General features: G+C 52.4%; 22 protein-coding genes and 3 pseudogenes. All 25 read left to right on the forward strand.

The features are described from left to right. Entirely contained in the window at positions 1-570 is a 570-nt protein-coding gene (locus FJW00_RS15175) for a hypothetical protein (protein WP_140924778.1), read from the forward strand. 15 nt (positions 571-585) lie between these two features. Further along, on the forward strand, positions 586-2652 hold the full coding sequence (locus tag FJW00_RS15180) for a DNA topoisomerase III (protein WP_140924780.1): 2067 nt from the start codon (positions 586-588) through the stop codon (positions 2650-2652). 329 nt (positions 2653-2981) lie between these two features. Beyond that, the gene (locus tag FJW00_RS15185; RefSeq protein WP_140924783.1) at positions 2982-3464 is read left to right on the forward strand and encodes an STY4534 family ICE replication protein; all 483 of its coding nucleotides are present in this window, start codon (positions 2982-2984) and stop codon (positions 3462-3464) included. Positions 3465-3519: 55 nt separating this feature from the next. Further along, a complete protein-coding gene (locus FJW00_RS15190; RefSeq protein WP_140924785.1) occupies positions 3520-4128 on the forward strand; it encodes a single-stranded DNA-binding protein in 609 nt (202 codons plus the stop codon). A gap of 63 nt (positions 4129-4191) precedes the next feature. After that, positions 4192-4434: a DUF4160 domain-containing protein gene (locus tag FJW00_RS15195; RefSeq protein ID WP_103797178.1), complete on the forward strand. Its 243-nt coding sequence runs from the start codon at positions 4192-4194 to the stop codon at positions 4432-4434. Further along, positions 4418-4666 (forward strand): DUF2442 domain-containing protein, encoded by a 249-nt coding sequence (locus tag FJW00_RS15200; RefSeq protein WP_140924788.1) that lies wholly within the window; start codon positions 4418-4420, stop codon positions 4664-4666. Before FJW00_RS15195 ends, FJW00_RS15200 begins: the two co-directional genes overlap by 17 nt. Positions 4667-4794: 128 nt before the next feature. Further along, positions 4795-5427: a PFGI-1 class ICE element type IV pilus protein PilL2 gene (gene pilL2 / locus FJW00_RS15205; RefSeq protein ID WP_140924790.1), complete on the forward strand. Its 633-nt coding sequence runs from the start codon at positions 4795-4797 to the stop codon at positions 5425-5427. Then, positions 5424-6191: a DUF2275 domain-containing protein gene (locus FJW00_RS15210; protein WP_140924792.1), complete on the forward strand. Its 768-nt coding sequence runs from the start codon at positions 5424-5426 to the stop codon at positions 6189-6191. Before pilL2 ends, FJW00_RS15210 begins: the two co-directional genes overlap by 4 nt. 10 nt (positions 6192-6201) lie before the next feature. After that, complete coding sequence (locus FJW00_RS15215) at positions 6202-6927, forward strand: TIGR03759 family integrating conjugative element protein (protein WP_140924794.1); 726 nt, start codon at positions 6202-6204, stop codon at positions 6925-6927. Then, positions 6906-7535 carry a lysozyme family protein gene (locus tag FJW00_RS15220; RefSeq protein WP_140924797.1) on the forward strand — a complete coding sequence of 210 codons (630 nt, stop codon included), beginning with the start codon at positions 6906-6908 and terminating at the stop codon, positions 7533-7535. Before FJW00_RS15215 ends, FJW00_RS15220 begins: the two co-directional genes overlap by 22 nt. A 2-nt stretch (positions 7536-7537) precedes the next feature. Next, entirely contained in the window at positions 7538-8044 is a 507-nt protein-coding gene (locus FJW00_RS15225) for an integrating conjugative element protein (RefSeq protein WP_140924799.1), read from the forward strand. Between the two features lie 29 nt (positions 8045-8073). Then, positions 8074-8606: pseudogene (locus FJW00_RS15230) on the forward strand (restriction endonuclease). Then, positions 8603-10702: a type IV conjugative transfer system coupling protein TraD gene (traD, locus tag FJW00_RS15235; protein WP_140924802.1), complete on the forward strand. Its 2100-nt coding sequence runs from the start codon at positions 8603-8605 to the stop codon at positions 10700-10702. Before FJW00_RS15230 ends, traD begins: the two are co-directional and overlap by 4 nt. Continuing rightward, positions 10695-11465, forward strand: a complete 771-nt coding sequence (locus FJW00_RS15240; RefSeq protein ID WP_140924804.1) for a TIGR03747 family integrating conjugative element membrane protein — start codon at positions 10695-10697, stop codon at positions 11463-11465. The genes traD and FJW00_RS15240 overlap by 8 nt, the downstream gene beginning before the upstream one ends. 359 nt (positions 11466-11824) lie before the next feature. Continuing rightward, on the forward strand, positions 11825-12160 hold the full coding sequence (locus FJW00_RS15245; protein ID WP_140924837.1) for an integrative conjugative element protein, RAQPRD family: 336 nt from the start codon (positions 11825-11827) through the stop codon (positions 12158-12160). Continuing rightward, on the forward strand, positions 12160-12402 hold the full coding sequence (locus FJW00_RS15250; RefSeq protein ID WP_140924806.1) for a TIGR03758 family integrating conjugative element protein: 243 nt from the start codon (positions 12160-12162) through the stop codon (positions 12400-12402). Before FJW00_RS15245 ends, FJW00_RS15250 begins: the two co-directional genes overlap by 1 nt. A 29-nt stretch (positions 12403-12431) precedes the next feature. Beyond that, a complete protein-coding gene (locus tag FJW00_RS15255) occupies positions 12432-12806 on the forward strand; it encodes a TIGR03745 family integrating conjugative element membrane protein (protein WP_140924808.1) in 375 nt (124 codons plus the stop codon). Between the two features lie 15 nt (positions 12807-12821). Continuing rightward, positions 12822-13186 (forward strand): annotated as a pseudogene (locus FJW00_RS15260) (TIGR03750 family conjugal transfer protein). Continuing rightward, complete coding sequence (locus FJW00_RS15265) at positions 13183-13839, forward strand: PFL_4703 family integrating conjugative element protein (RefSeq protein ID WP_140924810.1); 657 nt, start codon at positions 13183-13185, stop codon at positions 13837-13839. The pseudogene FJW00_RS15260 and the gene FJW00_RS15265 overlap by 4 nt, the downstream one beginning before the upstream one ends. After that, on the forward strand, positions 13839-14756 hold the full coding sequence (locus tag FJW00_RS15270; protein WP_140924813.1) for a TIGR03749 family integrating conjugative element protein: 918 nt from the start codon (positions 13839-13841) through the stop codon (positions 14754-14756). Before FJW00_RS15265 ends, FJW00_RS15270 begins: the two co-directional genes overlap by 1 nt. Then, complete coding sequence (locus FJW00_RS15275; protein WP_140924815.1) at positions 14746-16278, forward strand: TIGR03752 family integrating conjugative element protein; 1533 nt, start codon at positions 14746-14748, stop codon at positions 16276-16278. The genes FJW00_RS15270 and FJW00_RS15275 overlap by 11 nt, the downstream gene beginning before the upstream one ends. A gap of 11 nt (positions 16279-16289) precedes the next feature. Continuing rightward, positions 16290-16706 carry a TIGR03751 family conjugal transfer lipoprotein gene (locus FJW00_RS15280; RefSeq protein ID WP_140924817.1) on the forward strand — a complete coding sequence of 139 codons (417 nt, stop codon included), beginning with the start codon at positions 16290-16292 and terminating at the stop codon, positions 16704-16706. After that, positions 16706-19567, forward strand: a complete 2862-nt coding sequence (locus FJW00_RS15285) for a conjugative transfer ATPase (RefSeq protein ID WP_140924819.1) — start codon at positions 16706-16708, stop codon at positions 19565-19567. Before FJW00_RS15280 ends, FJW00_RS15285 begins: the two co-directional genes overlap by 1 nt. After that, the gene (locus FJW00_RS15290; protein ID WP_140924821.1) at positions 19564-19962 is read left to right on the forward strand and encodes a hypothetical protein; all 399 of its coding nucleotides are present in this window, start codon (positions 19564-19566) and stop codon (positions 19960-19962) included. The genes FJW00_RS15285 and FJW00_RS15290 overlap by 4 nt, the downstream gene beginning before the upstream one ends. A gap of 65 nt (positions 19963-20027) precedes the next feature. Then, a pseudogene (locus FJW00_RS15295) lies at positions 20028-20907 on the forward strand (hypothetical protein); the annotation flags it as partial.

Consider the following 20907-nt stretch of genomic DNA (forward strand, 5'->3'; position numbering starts at 1 on the left):
TTGAAACGCATCGTTACTACGTGCCTTTTCTGTGCCCTGCTTACCGGCTGCGCCGGTACGGACTTTGCCAGCATTAACAAAAATATCAGCGATACAGCTTTCAGCATCAGTAAAACGCTGCGCGGTGATAATACCGAATCCGGCTCTATGGATTCCGGTAACGGTATGCCTGTGCTGAGTAAAGCAGGTAGCGCAGCCACTCAAAGCGCCAGTAAGCAGTTCAGCGTGCCGGTAAATATTGATACTGCAGCCGCACGTCTGAAACGCCACTATGGCTACATAAGCCATGAGGAAATTGAGCGTATCCGCGCAAAAGACCGCAACAGCCGATGGAGTGCAGCTGCCATAGAGGATGCGCATCCCGTGTGGGAAGCAGTGCCGGGAAGCTTCTATCGTATGGGCAGCGACACAGGTGACAACGACCACATGGACATTGAGCTTGAAAAAAACGGAGCCGGCACTCGGGTGTATGTAACGTATAAATCACCCGTTGCTTCTCACCTTGCGGGTAGCGCCTTTGAAGGTGTTATCACGCAGGTCCGTCAGGTGGCATCTGGTCAGAGTCGTTAACCAGGGGAGGTCAGCATGCAGCTTTACCTGTGTGAAAAGCCATCCCAGGCGAAGGATATTGCCCGCGTGCTTGGCGTCAGCCAGCGCGGGCAAGGATGCATAACCGGCGGTGATATTACGGTGACCTGGGCAATCGGGCACCTGCTGGAGACGGCTACCCCGGAAACGTATGGTGAGCAGTTTGGGCGCCCATGGCGCACCGAGGTGCTGCCGATCATTCCCGACCGCTGGCTGATGACTGTCAAAAAAGACACAGCTGACCAGTTTAACGTGATTAAAAAGCTGCTGAAGCAAGCGCGTGAGGTGGTAATCGCTACCGATGCCGATCGTGAAGGCGAAGTAATCGCGCGGGAGCTGATGGAGTTTTGCAATTACAACGGCGCCGTTCGGCGCCTGTGGCTGTCTGCTCTGGACGAAGCCAGCATCAAAAAAGCTCTAAACAATATGCTGTCAGGTGATAAAACTGAAAAATTGTATCAGGCCGGTGTCGGGCGCTCCCGGGCAGACTGGTTGATTGGAATGAATCTGACGCGGCTTTATACCCTGAAGGCCAGTGAAGCAGGGCTGTCAGAGGTATTTTCCGTCGGACGAGTGCAGACTCCTACGCTTGCGATAGTGGTTAACCGGGATCTGGCGATTGCCGGTTTCGTTCCTAAACCCTGGTGGCAGGTCAGGGCGCAGCTGGAAAAAGATGGCATTCGTTTTGAGGCAGAGTGGGTAGCCGCAGAGCAATACTGTGACGAAGATAAACGCTGTGTAAATCAGCAAATTGCTCAGGCTGTACAGCAGCTTTGCCAGAAAGCTGACGCCGGCAGCGTAATCTCTGCAGAAAAGAAGCGCGAAAAAACGCCAGCTCCGCTATGTTTCGACCTCGGCAAACTTCAGGAAGTCTGCAATCTGAAGTGGGGATTTGGTGCCAATGAGGTGTTGTCCATAGCGCAGTCACTGTATGAAACCCATAAAGCCACGACGTACCCCCGTACTGACTGTGGTTATCTGCCACTTTCCATGCGTGAAGAAGCTAAAAGTGTGCTTCAGGCCATACAGCAATCAGATCCAGGTATAGCTTCTGAGATTGCGCGACTTGATATCACGTTTAACTCCCGCATCTGGAATGATAAAAAAATCACCGCACACCATGCCATTATCCCTACGCCCCAGCCATTTGACATTGCGCGACTGAGCGAAAAAGAGCTTAAGGTGTATTCGCTGATCCGGCTTCATTACCTGGCGCAGTTTATGCCGCTGCAGGAAATCGACGTCACTAACGCTACGTTTAATATCGGCAACCAGCTTTTCCGCACGCGCGGCCGCGTCATGGTGATTCCTGGCTGGAAGGAGCTGTTTGGCGGTCAGACGGATGAAGTGGATGAAGACAGCGATGAATCTGGCGCTCAACTGCCTGTTCTTGAGCAGGGAAGCGTCTGCCAGGTTTCCGGCGCCATGGTCAAAGATAATATGACCAAAGCGCCGCAACACCATACTGAGGGCACGTTAATCGCCGCAATGAAAAACGCAGCCAGCCTGGTAACTGATCCTCAGCTGAAAAAAGTGCTGCGCGATAATGCGGGGCTGGGCACGGAAGCCACACGAAGTGGCGTGCTGGAAACGTTGTTTAAACGGCATTATTTGGAGAAGAAAGGAAAGTTTATTCATGCCACGCAGATGGCGCGCGAGCTTATTGCCGCACTGCCTGAAACGCTGACTAGTCCGGGTATGACTGCACTATGGGAGCAGGCCCTGGACGACATTGCCCAGGGTAAAAGCGGGCTCAGCGAATTTATGCAGAAACAGAGCCACTGGACCCGGCACCTTATTGAAAAAGGAAAGTCTACAGCGTTTAAAGTGACTATTCCGGTTGGGCCGGCCTGTCCGGAGTGCGGTAAACCTACACGGCAGCGTACAGGGAAAAATGGGAAGTTCTGGAGCTGCACGCAGTATCCGGATTGTAAAGGGATCGTTGGTGAATCTAACCGGAAAAACCGGCGAAAAGCTGCGGGGAAGACCCGAAAAGTCGGCATGGCCCAGGGGGGCACCGGGTCCGCTCCGGCAGTTCTGAATCTGCAGGGCGGTAGAGGTTGACAATGGCGAGCATTGGCTCAAAAATTAACGTGCTTGTCTGTCGTCTCTGACGACCACCAATGATTCACCAGCCTGAGAGAATCGCCTTCGGGTGGCTGAACATAACACTCCTGTAGCCTGAAAGGGAGAACACATCTGTGTGGTACATCTGCCCGCCTTTGGAAGCAGATATCGTCAATCTAGGCTCCTATTGCCTGACGATGAAGGTACATTCAACTATCAAGACAGTCAGAATTTAGCTGATTCTGACTCCCCGACGGGAATACTTCTCCCGTCAGGGCAGAAGTTTTCTCCGTCGAACCAATTTTGACCTCCATGGAGAAAACATCATGTCTGCACCTAACTCATCTTCTGCCAACAACAACGGCAAATCTAAAGACTACTTCAACCTGACCATCAACGGTCTGGGGTATCTCAGCAACGTTCGTCAGGTTAATGCGCAGAGCGGAACCTTTATCAGCTGCGTGATTAACGCATTGTCAGGTCCGAGCGACAGCCCTTCTTATGTGCGTTTCGACGTCACCGTTGCCGGCAAAGAAGCCAGCAGCCTCATTAATCGCTGTCAGAAAGCGGTAGATGAAGATAAAAAAGTGCTGATTGGCTTCGTACTCAGTAACCCGTCAACGGACATTTTTCAGCTGAAAAATGGTGAGCATGCAGGTGAAAGTCGCGTCAGTCTGAAAGCCCGCCTGATTAAGGTGGACTGGATTAAGATAGGCCAGGACATGGTCTTCAAGACTGAACGCGCTGAACCGCAACAGGCACAGAATGCAGCTTCTCAGCAGCAATCCTACGCCGAAAACTCATTCTGATTGCCAACCAAAACCTGCTCTTCACTGAGCAGGTTTCTCCCTTAAGGAGCATGCTATGTCCTCACGCGGCGTTAACAAAGTCATTCTGGTCGGCAATCTTGGTCAGGATCCTGAAATCCGGTATCTGCCTAACGGTGGTGCGGTCACTAACATTTCACTGGCAACATCTGAATCCTGGCGTGATAAACAGACAGGTGAAAACCGGGAAGTTACCGAATGGCATCGTGTGGTGCTGTTTGGCAGGCTGGCAGAAGTCGCCGGCGAATACCTTCGCAAAGGCTCTCAGGTTTATATTGAGGGTCAACTGCGCACTCGGAAATGGCAGGATCAGAGTGGGCAGGACAGATATACCACAGAAGTGGTAGTGAACGTTGGCGGTACCCTGCAGATGTTAGGTGGCCGCTCACAAAACAGCGGTCAGCAGCAGTACAGTGGTGACTGGGGCCAGTCTCAGCAGCCGCCATCACAGCCTGATCCCGCTCCGCAGCAAAAAAACAGCGGAAACAAAGGGAAAGGAAATCGTGGTTCGCAGCGTAACAATGCCGCTCAGCCCGCTCCTCAGCAACCTGCACCGCAGTCGCAGCCTGCAGGAGACTGGGATGATGACATACCGTTCCTTGGGCACGGTTATGGCATAGCGAAACATGCTGTAGCGTCACTTTAACCCTTTGCAGCGTCTTTGACCGCTACATTAAATTTCACCATAATCTCTCAAAGGTTACTGACGATGCCTGTCATACTACGGCTGAACGGTTTTCGGTTTTTTTTCTACTCTAACGAGGGCAATCCGCGCGAACCTGCTCACATTCATGTGATGAAGGCCGGTACAGAAGCGAAATTCTGGCTGGAACCGGTTGTAAAACTGGCGCGTAATGACGGATTTGACTCCCGAACGGTTAAAGAGCTGATGATTTTGATAAGGCAACACCAACCAATGCTTCTGGAGGCCTGGAATGATTATTTCAGCTAAGAACGTTCGGTTCGATCATCACACTATGTGGGTCGAACTCTCAGACGAGCGAATAATCGGCGTACCGCTTTCGTGGTTTCCCCGCCTTCGCAATGCGTCTGCCGAACAGCTGAAAGACTATGAACTGTCTCCCCGTGGTATCCACTGGGACGCACTTGACGAAGATGTTTCTGTCGATGGCCTGTTGCAGGGACGAGGTGACGTAACGCATCCGCCTCATCAGGTTGCCTGATAGTGCTGAATAAAAACGCTGACTCCGGTCGGCGTTTTTTTTTGAAAACGCAAAAAGAGTTGTTGATAGAAGCGCGTTGAAGAGTTGCGCACAGTGAGGCCTGTTCTCACTGTACAGGAACTTTTCAGATGAAATTTAACGCCGTCTTTGCCGCATTACCGCTTGCGCTACTGGCGGGGTGCGTTCAGCAANCCCAGAAGTTGCAGGAACGGGCACCCGCCGAACCGGTTGCACCGGTCAGCGTATCCCGCAATATTCAGACGCCAGCCGATGATGTTTACGCGCGGACGCCTGAAGTCGTCCGCTACGATCGCTATCTGCTGGTCAGCACAGATCCTCAGGCCGTGCAGCGCGACCCGCTCTCACAGATTATTGACGTCCGTATCCCTTCCTCTGTTCAACCAACCGTTGCAGACGCCATGCGCTACGCCCTGAAACAGTCAGGCTACTCACTGTGTCAGACTGGACCAGCTAACGGCGTGCTATATCGTCAGCCGCTACCAGCCGTGCAGTTCCAGCTTGGTCCTATGCGCCTGCGTACCGCTCTTCAGGTGCTGGCCGGTCCAGCTTGGGAGCTTGAAGTTGACGACGTACAACGCGTTGTATGCCACAGCTTGCGCGCTGGTTACCAGCTGCCGGCAATGCAGCTGCCGCCGCGAACGATTAGTACCTATACGCCAGTGTCTTCTGACGCTGCTCAGCCAATCGCACCTCGACCTGTTCAGGCACAGCCTGTTCGCGGAGGGTGGCTGACAAAATGAGCATTAATACTTCACTTGATAAAGAAAATGCTTCCGCTGGCATTTCGCCATTATCAGGCAGGTTTGCTGTCGTAAAACGTCGCCTGCCGGTAATTGGTCTTGCAACACTCTCACTTGCAGCACTTAGCCTGGCCGTTATCTCGCTTCGTGCAGGCGTGTCGGTGGATCACCGTCTCAGCCATACCGAGAAGCAGCAGAATGTAATCTACACGCAGGCGCTCACCAAGTCGGACCTTGAACCCCTACAGAAAAAGATTGATGCACAGGGCGCCGCAATAAAGCTTCAGCAGGCCAAGATTGAGCAAATGCGAAAGTCTCTCACTGCAGCGGCTGACAGTGGACTACCTGACGCCGTGAGCGTGCTGCGCCAGTCGGTTGTACAGCTTACTGATTCGCAGACCGCACTACAGAGCCGTCAGGCTGCACTTGAACAGTCCGTGACGGTACTGCAGCAGACACCTCAAAAAGCGCAACAGGCTACCCAGGAGAAAAAAGTGGAGCCCGAAGCAAAAAAGTCGGCACCCGCTAAGTCGCACCGTGCAGTAACAACCGTGGCCCGCAAAGCGCCGTTTGTACTGACCGGCGTTGAAAAGCGGGGAACGACATCGTTCGCGGCCATCGCGCCGCCGGGATTCAGTTCGCTGTCTGAAATCCGCCTGATAGGCGAGGGGCAGACCGTCAGTGGCTGGACCTTGATTAACACCGGTTACGGGCAGGCTCAGTTTCGCGTTAATGGTCGTGTAAAAACTCTTAACGTCCGCTAACGGAGGCGATATGAAGCACAAAATACTTAACATTGCGCTGTTCATGTTTTGCTGTGCTGCGCAGGCAGAGGTTCAGGTTACAAATTCAAAGGGCGAAGCCGCCGGGATACAGGCTCAGAGTATGCAGGACGGCAGCGTGCAGAATCTTCAGCAGCAGGCCGGGCAGTGGGGGCTGAGTAAGGATGACTACCAACGCTATCAGGCGCTGATGAACGGCCCGCGAGGCATTCAGTCCCCAGGGCTGGATCCTCTCTCCACACTTGGAATTGAGGCGAGGAGCCAGGCCGAGCGTCGTAAATATGCCGAAAAATGGGTAAAGGAGGAATTTGCACGTACCCAGAAGGAGCTGGATTTTCAGCGCGAAGTTACGGCTGCATGGAAACGCCTATATCCCGAAACCCTAGCTGTCAACATGGGTAACGCGGCCGGCATTGCTCACGATACTGGCGGCCGGCTGGCGCTGTTTGTGAAGTCGGCTAATTGCGGTCAGTGTGATGCGCGCCTGGCTGCCGTACTGGCCGACAACCGGCCGGTCGATATCTATCTCGTAGACAGCCAAGGGGATGACGATAAGCTGCGCGGCTGGGCAAAGGATCATCATATTCCGTTTGATCGAGTGCGTAGCCGTCAGATAACGCTGAATCACGACGGCGGCCGCTGGATGCGGTTCGGTAACGGCATGATGCCCGTTGTTTTGCAGCAGGGGGAAAATGGATGGCAGCTCGCCGCATTCTGACAGGAGCGGCATTATTGCTGCTTTCATTGTCTACGTTCGCCGGTAATAAACAGGTTGTTCCGGATGGTTATGTACGCGTAGCGCAGGCTCATAACGTGCCGCCAGAGTCTCTTTATTCCGTCAGCCTGCAGGAGTCATCCCGCAGGCTACCACAGGGAGAGCGTCCGTGGCCGTGGACTCTCAACGTTGCTGGCAAAGGGTATCGTTATAAATCTCGCTTGGAAGCCTGGCAGGCACTGCAGGTTTTTATGAAGAACAATTCCCTTAAACGTATTGATGTGGGGATCGCTCAGGTTAACCTGGGCTGGAATGGTCAGCGCTTTGCTTCAACCTGGGACGCGCTGGATCCGTACAAAAATCTCAATGCCGCCGCCGCCATCCTGCGTGAATGCTGGGACAGAAAACCAGGCAGCTGGCTCGATGCTGCCGGCTGCTATCACCATCCTGCAGGCGGCGCACCCGCAGCCCGCTACCGCGCTTTCGTCAAAATCAAGCTGGCTATGCTCCAGTCATCGCCGCATCTGCCAGCAGCTACTGCAGTTGAGCAGACAGCATCTGTGTCAATGCCGGATACCGACATTGTCTGGATAAATCCCCGGAGTCAGTGATTATGAAGCTTAATCAACTCATCCTAACCGCACTCATTGCTTTTTCTCCCGCAGCCCTGGCTGAACTCAACGTTATCGCTGATTTAGGCGGCGTGAGCACGCAGCCGTTTTTTGAGGCAGTAAACCGGCAGGATACGCCGGCAGCGCCCGCTGCTCAAGTCAGGCAGGGTGAAGCTGCCATGCTTCCTGTTTATACCCCTGAACTGTCGCCCGGCAATGTATCTCCCCGGGCGCTACAGCTGCCAGGTATAGGGTCACTCTTCATTATTGGCGATGACAGTTACTCCCGGGGTTGGCTGCAGCAAAACGCACGGCAGCTGGCCGCAAGAAACGCAGCAGGTCTGGTAGTGAACATTGAGAACCTGGAGTCTCTGGCAGAGCTGCGCAAACTGGCGCCCGGTTTGCAGCTGGCACCCTCATCAGGATCTGAGCTTGCGCGCCGCCTGCAGCTGGCTCACTACCCGGTGCTTATTACGGATACAGGCCTGTCTCAGGAGGTGGTGCAGTGATATCCGCCCCTCAGATAGCTGCACTGTTAATGGCAAATCCAGTCATTTTTGTCGTGCTACTGGCGCTGATGATTTATCTGTTCTGGCGCTTTCGTCGGCAGACGGTCAGAGAGCAGCGCCATCATCAATATCGTAAGAATGCAGAGCGGGTTTATGTACGCCTCAGACAGCTTGGAGGAGACGGTCAGCGCATGAGTTATCTGCGGAAAATAAATCCTTATGTGTTGAGTTACTACTGCTGGCATTTGAGCGCCAGGGATACCGCATTCAGCGTAACCCTTCATATAGCGGTGATGGCGGGCTGGATGGAAAGGTTCACATCAATGGCGAATGCTGGCTTATCCAGGCCAAACGTTACAGCCAGGCTATCGTGCCGGCGCATGTCAGAGATTTTGACGCACTGCTGACACGCATGGGCCAGCGCGGCCTGTTTATTCACACGGGACGGACAGGCCAGAAAAGCTGGGACGTCAGCAGAGGGACACAGCAGCTGGAGATCATCAGCGGACAAAGATTACTGAACCTGCTGGCAGGTAAACCAATAGAGGAGTTTTCCCGGTGAGTAATAAATACGTTATCGAGGCGCTACTGCGCCCGGCGGTTGAACTGAATACAGCGGTTGCCGCCGGCACAGCAGCTGTCGTATGTGTCACAGCACCCTGGGCGGTCGCGCTCGCGCCTTCAGTCAGCTATGTCACCGCCGGGGGATTCGCTGTTCTGTCAGCTATTCGTGCCCGACAGGGCATGCAGGTTGTCCGTTATCGCCGCAATCTGCGTCGTCTGCCGCGCTATGTTATGACGTCAAAACAGATCCCTGTGAGTAAGCGCCGGCTTTTTTTGGGCAGAGGGTTCCGCTGGACTCAGAAGCATACACAGCGCCTGCGCGATACGCTGCGTCCGGAAGTCGCGCACTATTTGCAGCCTTCCCGGCTGTATCAGCTGGCTCGTAATCTAGAGGAAGCGACGGAAAAAAGTTTTCCGACGATCGGTAGGTTACTCAGTGCTGATACTGTGGTTAATCCCGTACGCCCGCTGCCTCCGGTTGGCGGTAATCCGGCAATACACGGCATTGAACCGAATGAAAGTGACGTTACGCTCGATTTGCGGGAGCGTGTCGGCCATACCGTTGTTTATGGTACAACCCGCGTGGGTAAAACGCGTCTGGCAGAGCTGCTGATTACTCAGGATATACGCCGCGGAGACGTCACCATCGTTTTCGATCCGAAAGGCGATGCAGACCTGCTTAAAAGAGTTTGGGCTGAGGCGCACCGGGCGGGACGGGGCGATGAGCTGACGGTTTTCCATCTGGGCTGGCCTGATATCTCTGCACGCTATAACGCCGTAGGACGTTTTGGCCGGGTTTCAGAAGTCGCAACCCGCGTAGCCGGCCAGCTCAGCGGAGAAGGTAACAGCGCGGCGTTCCGGGAGTTTGCCTGGCGATTCGTGAATATTGTTGCCCGGGCACTGGTTGCGCTTGGCGAGCGCCCGGATTACACCCTGATTACTCGTTATGTAAACAACATTGCCGATTTGTACCTGCGTTATGCCGAAAAAATTATTACCGAGCAGCTGCCCGAGCTGAACAGTCAGATTGAAAATAACGCTAACGCATTCAGTGAGGATGACGTTCCGCGCTCTATGCAGGGACAGCCTGAAGCTGTACGCATCTGGGCGGTTGAGGTGGCGCTGAGCTCGGAAGCGGGACAGCAACTTTATGATCCGATACTCGATGGCCTGCGCTCAGCAGTTCGTTATGACCGAACCTACTTCGATAAAATCGTTGCGTCGCTCCTGCCTCTGCTGGAAAAACTCACTACAGGAAAAACAGCAGAACTGTTGTCTCCGGACTACCTGAACATGGACGACTCGCGGCCGATTTTTGACTGGGAACAGGTGATCCGTAAAAAAGGCATTGTGTATGTAGGGCTGGACGCACTGAGTGACAGTGAGGTTGCTAGCGCTGTAGGTAACAGTATGTTTGCCGATTTGGTTAGTGTGGCCGGTCATATCTACAAGCATGGCATCAACGGTGGCCTGCCCGGTTCAAAAGAGACTAAAGAGGCAATTAACCTGCATTGCGATGAGTTTAATGAACTGATGGGAAATGAGTTCATTCCCCTCATCAATAAAGGCGGAGGCGCCGGTATGCAGGTAACGGCTTACACGCAGACGTCCTCAGACATTGAGGCACGGATCGGCAGCGCGGCTAAAACTTCCCAAGTACAGGGTAACTTTAACAATCTGATTATGCTACGCGTAAGGGAGAACCGAACTGCCGAACTTCTTACCTCGCAGCTGCCTCAGGTTGAAATCTACAGTAAAACCTTGGTCTCAGGGCATCAAGATTCAGCTGACGTCACTGTAAACCATGACTTCACGTCCAGTACTCAGGACCGCGTCGGCACTATCAAAGTGCCGCTGCTTGAGCCTTCCGATATCGTCACCCTGCCAAAAGGCCAGGCATTTGCGCTGCTTGAAGGCGGCCAGCTCTGGAAAATACGTATGCCACTACCGGCGGGCGATGCTGGTGACGTGCATATGCCTGAAAATATAGCGCGCCTTGCTGAAGAGATGCGTCGTAACTACCACAGCAGCGAGGGATGGTGGGACAGCAGAGTTTCAGGCGCCACGCAGGTGAAGGGAGATAGTAATGTCTGAAGCACGCCGTACCGCTCCGCAGCCGTATCAACAACAACCTGTCCCGCCACGCGAACATGGCCTGATTTATAACCTGATCTGGGGCTGGCCGTGGAAACTTATTGGAGTAATTCTGGCTTCGTTATTTGTTAGTTTGATAATTGAGTATATCGGGATCGCATTTTTCTGGCCGGAAATGGGCGCAGCGCACAGCCAGGAAGTAATGAACACTGAATTTGGTTATCTGTCTTCTGACTTCACCCGAAGCCTGCTGTTATCAGAGCCTGCAGTGACAGTTACCCGCTGGATAACTGACGCCTATCAATGGGCTTTTGTAGACAGTGGGATCATCAGCTGGATCCAGACACAGTATGAGACGGAGATGAACAGCGGTAATGAAATATCAAGAAACCTGAAAGGGGCCAGCAACTGGCTGGCCGGATATCTGCAGCAATACCTTTTGGCTACCGTCTATGTCACTATCGTGACGCTGATCCGTGTCACAATCATAGCGCTGTCTGTACCTCTGTTTCTGTTAGTCGTGTGTGTAGCCGTGGTTGAAGGTTTGGGCCGCCGTGATTTACGTCGGTTCGGCGCGGGGTATGAGTCGTCGTTTCTGTATCATCGCGCCAAAAGGTTAATCAAGCCGGCTGTGTATCTGCCGGTAATGGCCTACCTGTCCTGGCCTTCTGCGGTCTATCCCAATCTCCTGTTACTGCCCGCAGCGATAATGCTGGGTCTGACCATAACAGTTACAACCGCTTCCTTTAAAAAGTATCTTTAAGCCAGCCACCATAAAGCCTGCGCCATGCAGGCTTTTTTCTGCAATCACTGACTGAAAAGTCCTGTTGTTTACCTCAGTTTTAATTTTATTACGCGGACACTAATTAAATGCCTGAGCTCTATATAAGAGCTGGCCGGAGGAGCCTGAAACTTGCTTTCAGGTGCCTGCCGGCAGCAGACAAGGCGCAAAGCGGCGCGTCAGTAGCTTTATTTAGTTACAACAAACAATAAGCCTGTTTTTCATCTCACCCCACATCAGCAGCGTTGCCTAAATTTTTATTTTTCCAAAAAGAGTTAACGGCTGAACCCGGTCGCGTGATTTCGCATGCTTATCGCACTCAACAACCACTGGAGGTGCGTATGAAATCTCTTTGTCCGGCAACACGATTTCTTTTATGCGGCGGTGTGCTGGGCCTGGTATCTATCGCGTCTTCTCCGGCGTCTGCATCTGAGAAAGATGAGCTGGCATCTGCGCAGCGCATGATTGTTCAGGTTCAGGCTTCGCTGGAGCGGGCCCGGGTTGCCGCTGTACAGGCGGATCCGTCAGAGCGCGGCCGCTTCTTTTTCGATTATCAGCGCGCAACTGCTGATCTGAAAACGATTAGCGGCGGTATTGACCGTTATCTGGAACCATCACGCGCCCAACCCCGGGATTTATCGGGTGTAGCGGGAAATTACCGCAGGGAGCGTCCCTGATGGCAATGACAGCGGAACAGATTGCAGCTTTTAAGGCGGCATCTGGTGACTTAGACCCGTCGGTTATGCACCTCGTATGGCTGGGATTATTGTTCGCCACGCTGTTCCTCTGGGCCGCATGGGCTGCAGTAGACCTTTATGCCGGCTGGACTAATCAGCGTGTAAGGGCTTCAGCTGCGAAATCACTTTTTGTAAGAAGCATCGTATTAATCGTTATCAGTTTATGGATGTTCGGAAGTTAATTTTATCAATCACTTATACAGGAATCATCATGTCAAAGATCAGCTCATTATCAGCTCGTGCCCGTAAAGCCTGGACTCGTACAGCAACATTAGCGACGGTCGGCGTCTTTTCCATTTCAAACGCTATGGCAGATCTCCCCACGGTAGAAGCGCCGACGTCTGGCGGCGGCGGCGGACTGATGGAAACCATTAAAGCTTACTTTCAGGACGGCATTGTTCTGATTGGTTTGGTTATTGCTGCTGTGTGCTTCCTGAAAGTATCTGAGGCAGGCATCACAACATTCAGTGAAGTGCGGGATGGACGAGCCACCTGGGGGAAATTCGGCGGGATCATTATCGTCGGCATTGTATTGCTGGTTCTGGTCATCTGGCTGCTTGGTAAATCAGCTGAGATTGTTACCTGATAAGGAGCTTTTTGAATGACGACCATCCGAGATATGCCGGATCGTCTCAATTCAGAGCCTGTCGTATTCCGGGGGTTCACTACCCCCGAGTTAGGCCTGGCTGCCTGTATAGGGGTCGTTCTCGGTTTGATCATATCGCTGCCCTTTTCTCTTTTTCTCAGCTGGCTGGTTATCCCCACGGGAAGTCTGCTTTTTCCCCTGATATTTATCCTGTTCGGCGGAAATGGCTTGCCCGGAAAAAGCGAGGAAAACCTGAGAATTACATCTGGCAGGTTTTTGCGCTCAAAAGGCGCCGTATGGGCATAGGCGATCCGCAATTGATTATCGACTCGCAGGGCTGGTCTCTGCGTCGCAGTACAAAAATCAGGAGTTCCAAATGAGTCGTTTTCGCCACGCGGTTAAGGGCCGCGATCAGCATATTTTCACTTTGCGGGCGGCCTGCGCTGTTTTACTGCTGTTACTTGTTACCGCAATGGTGGGCTGGATGCGCGCGCCCGAAAAACTGACTATCCATAACCCGCCTGATTTGCGTAAAGGCAGCACCCGTCCTTGGTGGGAAATCCCGCCGCCGACTGTTTACGGCTTTGGTTATTATATTTTTCAACAACTTAATGCATGGCCTAAAAACGGGAAAGTAGACTATCCGGCCAGGATCCACTCGCTTTCTCCCTACCTGACACCACAGTGCAAAGCATTTCTTGAGGAAGATGCCAAGGTCCGCAGCGAGAAAAATGAGCTCACCGATCGCGTGCGCGTCGTCTATGAAATTCCGGGCCGTGGCTATTCCAGTGACAGTGTGAAGGTCATCGACCGTGACAACTGGGTTGTAAATCTTGACCTGGTTGCGGACGAATATTACCTCACTGAACCCGTTAAACGCGCCATGGTCCGCTACCCAATTAAAGTGGTGCGCTGGGATGGAAACGGTGAAACCAACCCGTTTGGCATGGCGCTGGACTGCTATGACGGTATCCCGCAACGCCTGTCTGCCGAACCGGCTCAACAGAAAGAAGACAAAAAGGGGATGTTCTGATGGCTTACTTAAAGTTAACGGTTAATTCCCGTGCGTTCATAGTGGCGGCGACGCTGGCCCTGCTTCCAGGGCTCGCCATGCACTCAGCTACTGTACGTGCTGATGAAATCATGAAGTGGGAACGCGTACCGCTGCAGATCCCATTAAAGACCGGCAGTGAGCGCGTCATCTTTGTCGATAAAAACGTGCGTGTCGGCTTTCCCCCTGCCCTGAATGGTAAGCTGCGGGTCCAGAGTACCGGCGGCGCCGTTTACCTCAAAGCATCCAGTGAGTTTCCGCTGACGCGCCTACAGCTGCAGGACATGGAATCTGGCGAAGTCATTTTGCTGGACGTTCGCACGACAGACACAGCCACGGCTGAGCCAGTCAGAATTGTCTACAGCGGTGACGTCAGTACCGTCAGCAGCGCTGCTGACGATCGTACTAAAACTGGTTCTGGCAATGACAGTTCGCAGACGAAAAGAAAGAAAATAAGCTACAAAGCGCCTATCCCGGTGCTGCTGACGCGCTATGCGGCCCAGAGTCTTTATGCACCTGTGCGTACGGTAGAGGCCGTTCCAGGCATTCATCCGGTAAACCCGCATTTACCTTCGCGAATTACGACGCTTTACCCTTCCGCTCCGGTGACTGTATCACCCGTAGCCGGCTGGGGTGTGGCTGGACGCACTGTGATCGCCCTGAAAATACGCAACGATTCTGCGCAGAAAGTCATTCTGGATCCGAGAGAACTGCAGGGACAGTTTATTACGGCGACCTTTCAGCATCGCTGGCTGGGAGCCGCCGGCACGCCAGAGGATACCACCACGCTTTACCTGGTCACTGCCGCCCGTCCAGATGATGCCTTTGTCCGTGAACCATCATTAGCCCGAAAAGCCGTTTCCCGCCCTGCGCAGAAGGTGATCCGCTATGAAAATTAAGTCGAACGGGCTGGTAAAAGTGCTTGTGCCTGCCATCCTGGTAGGTGGCGGCTTCATCGCTGTAAAAAGCCATAACAGTAAACCGGCTGAGCCTGCCGCCCAAACAACAGCTCAAACAAATGAGGCTCAGAAAAATCTGACACCTCAGGAACTTAAGGCGCTCGGCATTGAAGGCGATACACCGCAGGATACGCTTAAAACGATCGTCGGTTCTCTGAATGCCATCCGTCAGCAGCAGGACGCACTCAATAAGCAGAACGATCTCCTGCTGAAAGAAAATGCAAAATTGCGTGAGCGTAACCAGAACGTTTCCGGTCAGGTTAATGAAGCAGTCCAGAACGTGCAAAAAGGTTACAGCCAGCGTGAGAAGCAGTTGCGCGAGCAGCAGAACACGCTGACCGCAAAACTTAACGAGCTGACAGGCCAGCTAAAGAATACTGGCAAAGATCTGGCCGACAAAGCAACTGGCGAAAACGGTGATATACCGCTGGGGCTGGGCCTTGATGGCATGGGCGCCGGCGCCGGAAGCGCGCCCGCAGCCGGCAGTGATGGTCTCATGTGGGTCTCACCGCAGGACGGCCAGAGCAGCACATCATCCAAGAATGGTGGCGGCAGCACGGGCACTGATAACGGTAATCCCGCATTTCCGACATCATTTCTCGGTGAAAATGCGCTGACAAAACAGAAAGCCAGCTATGAACAGCAGGTCAAAGGCTCAACCAGCGAAAAAGAGGCCGAAGAAGAGGCCGAGCCGGTCTATACCTTACCCGAAAACTCAACGCTAATAGGCAGTCGTTCGATGACTGCTCTGCTTGGGCGCGTGCCGATCAACGGCACCGTAACCGACCCATATCCCTTCAAGGTGCTTATTGGCAAAGATAACCTGACGGCCAACGGCATTGAACTGCCTGATGTTGAGGGCGCAATTGTGTCCGGGACCGCCTCCGGCGACTGGACTCTTTCCTGCGTGCGCGGTCAGGTTAACAGCATCACCTTTGTATTTACAGATGGCACTGTTCGTACGCTTCCGAAACCGGACCGAAGCGGCAAAGAGAGCAATAACAGCAACCAGAACAGCGGGAAAGAAACCGGCACCAGTGGCGGTATCGGCTGGATTTCTGATGATAACGGGATCCCGTGTATTGCTGGTACGCGTAAGTCCAATGCCTCCACTTATTTGCCAACTATTTTTGGCCTGTCAGCGGCCGGCGCGGCGGGTGATGCATTGAGTCAGGGGCAGTACACAACGCAAAACAATGTGAATGGCATTTCCGCCACTATGACCGGCGACGCCGGTCAGGCAGCGCTTGGCAAAGCGCTTTCCGGCGGAATGTCTGAAACCACTGACTGGATCAAACAACGCTACGGGCAGACTTTTGACGCAATTTACGTGCAGCCGGGCGCAAAACTCGCCGTGCATATTACCCGTGAACTGGCGATCGATTACGAAGATAAAGGGCGCCGCGTCCGGTATGACTTCACCATGCCTGGAGAAGACGGCAGCACCGGCGGACTGGACTGAGGAGAATATCCATGAATACCAGCACAAAATTTGGAATTTTCATGTTAGTTGCAGCCTCCACGCTTGCTGGCTGCTCCACAAATAAAGATGAAATGTTACCGCCAGGCAACAGCAACATGCTGGAACTGTGGAAAGGCACTGACGGTGAAACTGGCGCGACGCGTGGTAGCGAAGCCCGAAGTGCTCTGCGCCGCGCATTGACGGATAACGAGCAGCAAGCTGCGATCGATGACGATCATAGTTACAGCCGCACCCAGGAATCTGAAATCAGCCAGCAGTTTCCACGATTGCCCAATCCTGACATGGTGATGTATGTGTTCCCGCACATGGTTCAGGGCAATACTCCTGTACCAGGTTACAGCACTGTGTTTCCTTTTTACGGCCAGACGCAGTATGCCATGCCTGGTGAACGCACGGAGGCACTGTAATGTTTGACCTGTTTAAACGTAAACCTACAGCTAAAGCGTCGCAACTTTCGGCTGTGGCTGCAAAGAATGAACCTGAGCCCCTGTCCCGCCCTGCCAGAATGACAGATGCTGATGAGAAACGCGTCTACGCCCATAATCCATCCATCGTTGACTATCTGCCATGGGCTGAATTTCTCGATGAGGAGCAATGCCTGCTGCTCGATGACGGAGTTTCTGTCGGCGCAGTATATGACGTTACGCCGGTTGCGACAGAAGGTCGTTCTGATCAGCGCCTGGAGCAAATACGCGACGTCGTAGAGAGTGCCCTGCAGGACAGTTTTGATGACCTTGAAGCGAATCCCTGGATCGTGCAGTTCTTCTGTCAGGATGAAAACAACCTTGATTCCTATCTTGACGGCCTGCGCGGCTACGTTAAACCTCACGCGCAGGGCAGTCTTTTTACTGAGGAATGGCTTAAACAGACAGAGCTTCATCTTCGTGGTATTGCACGCCCACAGGGGCTGTTTACTGACAAGGTTATCACTGGTCAGCCATGGAGAGGTCAGCAGCGCCGCACTCGCATGGTGGTTTATCGCTGGACTGAAAAAAACAGCGGCGAGTTAATGTCTCCGATTGGCATGCTCAACCAGGTCTGTGACCGTATCTGCAGTTCGCTATCAAGCGTCAACATCCACTGCGTACGGCAGAATGGCCTGCAGGTCCATTCATGGCTTCTGCGACTGTTTAATCCTGCGCCCGCTGGTCTGGATAAAGAGCAGTTTTATCGTGCAGCCGCCTATGAAGACAGCCGTAACACGCCAGAAGGCATGATGCCGGTTGAGAATGATTTTGCAGAAACTCTCCTGTTCACGCCGCCGCATTCAGACGTGGAAAACGGCGTATGGTGGCTGGACAATATCGCTCATTCCGCCATGTCTGTAGAGCGTCTACGTAAGCCGCCACAGCCAGGGACGATCACCGGTGAAAAAAGCCGGGGCGAGAAACAGATTAACGCCCTGATGGACATGTTCCCTGAAGGCACCATGCTCTGCATGACTGTCATTGCAGAGCCGCAGGATACACTGGAAGAGAAATTTAACCGTCTGGCAAAGAACGCCATTGGTGAAAATTCCGAGTCAGGCAGGGTACGACAGGACGTTAAAGCGGTTAAAGAGCTGCTGGGCACCCGGCATAAGCTTTATCGCGCGGCCATCACATTTTTCATGCGCGCTGCAGATATGAATGAGATGAACCGTAAGCGCATCGAGCTGACCACCGTACTGCTTAATGAAGGGCTTCAGCCTGTTCGCGCCGAACATGAAACAGGTCCGCTCAATACCTGGCTGCGTGCGCTGCCTATGTGCTTCAATCCGAAGCAGGACAAAAATAACTGGTATACCCGCCTGACCTGGGTACAGCACATCGCTGGCCTGCTTCCCGTGACAGGCCGTGAAACCGGCACCGGCAATCCGGGGTTCAGCTTTTTTAATCGTGGCGGTGACGTCCTGAATTTTGATCCGCTCAATAAAAATGATCGTTCTCAGAATGCCCATATGCTGCTGTTTGGGCCGACCGGCGCAGGTAAGTCCGCCACGCTTTGCTCCATGCTTTGTCAGTTAATGGCTGTTCATCGTCCACGGCTGTTTATTGCGGAAGCCGGTAACAGCTTCGGCCTGACGGCAGATTACTTTGAAAGTCAGGGGCTGACGGTCAATAAAGTGAGCGTAAAGCCTGGCAGCGGTGTAACGCTGCCTCTGTTCGCTGACGCGCATAAACTCTTTGATGTTGATGCGCCGGCGCACGCGATTAATGAAAATGACCTGCCGGACATCGACGATGACCCGGATGATGAAGTTGATGAAAAGCGTGACATTTTAGGGGAAATGGAGATTTCTGCCCGCATGATGATCACCGGCGGCGACCAGAAAGAGGATGCGGCGCTTAAACGTGCTGACCGGGCCATGATCCGTGAAGCGCTGGTTATGGCAGCTCGCAAAACTCTGGATGAAAACCGTCAGATGCTGCCAAGCGATCTACAGGAGGCGCTATACAAAATTTCGCAGGAAACGGAGAACGTCAGCGGTCAAATACGTAACGAGTCGCGCCGGGCCAAAGCGGCGGAAATGGCCGAGTCGCTGGGTATGTTTACGCAGCACGGCAGCTTTGAGGCTGAGCTGTTTAATCAGGAAGGCTCGCTGTGGCCTGAAGTTGACGTCACTCTGATTGACCTGGCGCACCTTGCACGCGAGGGCTATGAAGCTCAGATGGCACTGACTATGGTCTCGCTTACAAACACAATTAATAATATCGCCGAGCGTGATCAATACTCAGAGCGCGATATCGTTTTTACCGTCGATGAAGCTCACGTTGTGACGGTCAACCCACTTCTCGCCCCGTATATGACAAAAGTCGTAAAAATGTGGCGTAAGCTGGGCGCATGGCTTTGGCTTGCCACGCAAAACCTTGAGGATTACCCGAACGCGGCCGGCAAAATGCTGAACATGGCTGAATGGTGGATCTGCCTGACGATGCCGAAAAAAGAGGTTGAGGACATTGCCCGCTTTCGCACTCTCTCTGAAGAGCAGAAAAATGTACTTCTGTCAGCCAGAAAACTGTCCGGATGCTATACAGAAGGCGTCGTGCTGGCTAAAGAGATTGAGGCATTATTCAGAGCTGTGCCGCCCAGTCTGTTCCTTGCACTGGGGATGACGGAGAAAGAAGAGAAAGCTGAGCGCAAGGCACTGATGCGTAAACATAACTGTTCTGAGCTAGATGCTGCTATTCTCGTAGCGAAAAAATTGGATCGTCTGCGGGGATTGTTGACGGAAGATGCGGCCGGGATGCCCGAACACAACGATAAGAGAGAGATGCTGACCGCATGATTAAGCTCAAGTATGCGCAACCTCTGACCCAGCGCCCTGCGCCGGATGAAACACCAACCCCTGTCATGTTCAGCCTGCATCCGCAAGGGGAACCAGGGATGACAGCGACAACGGCTGAGCGGCTGGCAGCAATGGAGAACGCGCTGAGATCACGGCTGCAGCCTCCGGTCAATATCACCTGTAACCCGCATCGTATTGGTAAGAGCAGCTGTGTGTCAGTACATCTTGAGGACTGCAGGGGTAAACGCGCGGACATTCTGCTAACGCAGGAGGGCCGTGCCGGTCTCCCACTTGAACATGAATTTGATTCTCCGCGCTGGTACGTGAACGTTCCTGACGCGGCTGATATGATTTTTTTAACTCTCTGGTTTAACAACCTTTTTCTAACTGATTAAAATTAACATTTACCGGCTTTACAGGCCGGTTTTTTAATCTTCAACCGAATATTTGATGAGTTACCATGTTAAGAAAAATCGTAAAAAACATTGGCGTCAATCCTTCAGAGGAAAAGCTGATAAATTTGGCTGATAATGCATTTTTAGGGTTGTGGTCATACGCCAATGTTTATAGTGATGAAGGTATATCAAAAAACAAAATCGGGAAAGAAGTTTGCGATTTGCTAGTTGTTTTTGATAAAGACGTTGTAATTTTTTCAGATAAAAGCATTAAATTCAATGAAAGCGCTAAGATTGATGTATCGTGGAAAAGATGGTTTAAAAAATCAGTTATCGAATCGGCCACACAACTATTTGGAGCGGAAAAGTTCATAAAGGACCACCCAGATAGATTATATGTTGACAAAGAATGCAAAACTAAGTTCCCAATTGATATAGCTGGAGACTTTAAATTCCATTTGATAGCCGTCACTAACAATACATCTTCCGCTGCCAGAGCTTACTATGATTCGTTTGCCAAGGGTAGCTCATCAACTTTATGCAACGCTTTTCCTCTCGATGCAAAATTATGTTTGGACAATCCTTTTTGCATAGGGGATTTATATCCTAATAAAACCTTCATACATGTCTTGGATGAAACTTCTTTAGGATTACTTTTGACAGAACTTAACACAGCTAGTGACCTTATTAAATATCTAAAAACTAAGGAGAGATGCGTAAGACGAAAACTATTAGGGGCGAGCATGGGCGAGGAAGAAATCCTAGCAGCATACCTCATGTCTGATAAAAAAATCGTTACAGATGATATAATTAAGACAAACCGTATGGCGATGATCCCTGAAGGGGAATGGATAGCATACCTAAAATCAGAATTTTATCAGTATAATCAGGCGATGAAGAAAGGGAGTGTTTTTTGGGATGAATTCATAACAAACTTCTCAAACC

The organism is Pantoea anthophila (genome assembly GCF_006494375.1).
In the GTDB taxonomy this organism is placed as follows: domain Bacteria; phylum Pseudomonadota; class Gammaproteobacteria; order Enterobacterales; family Enterobacteriaceae; genus Pantoea; species Pantoea anthophila.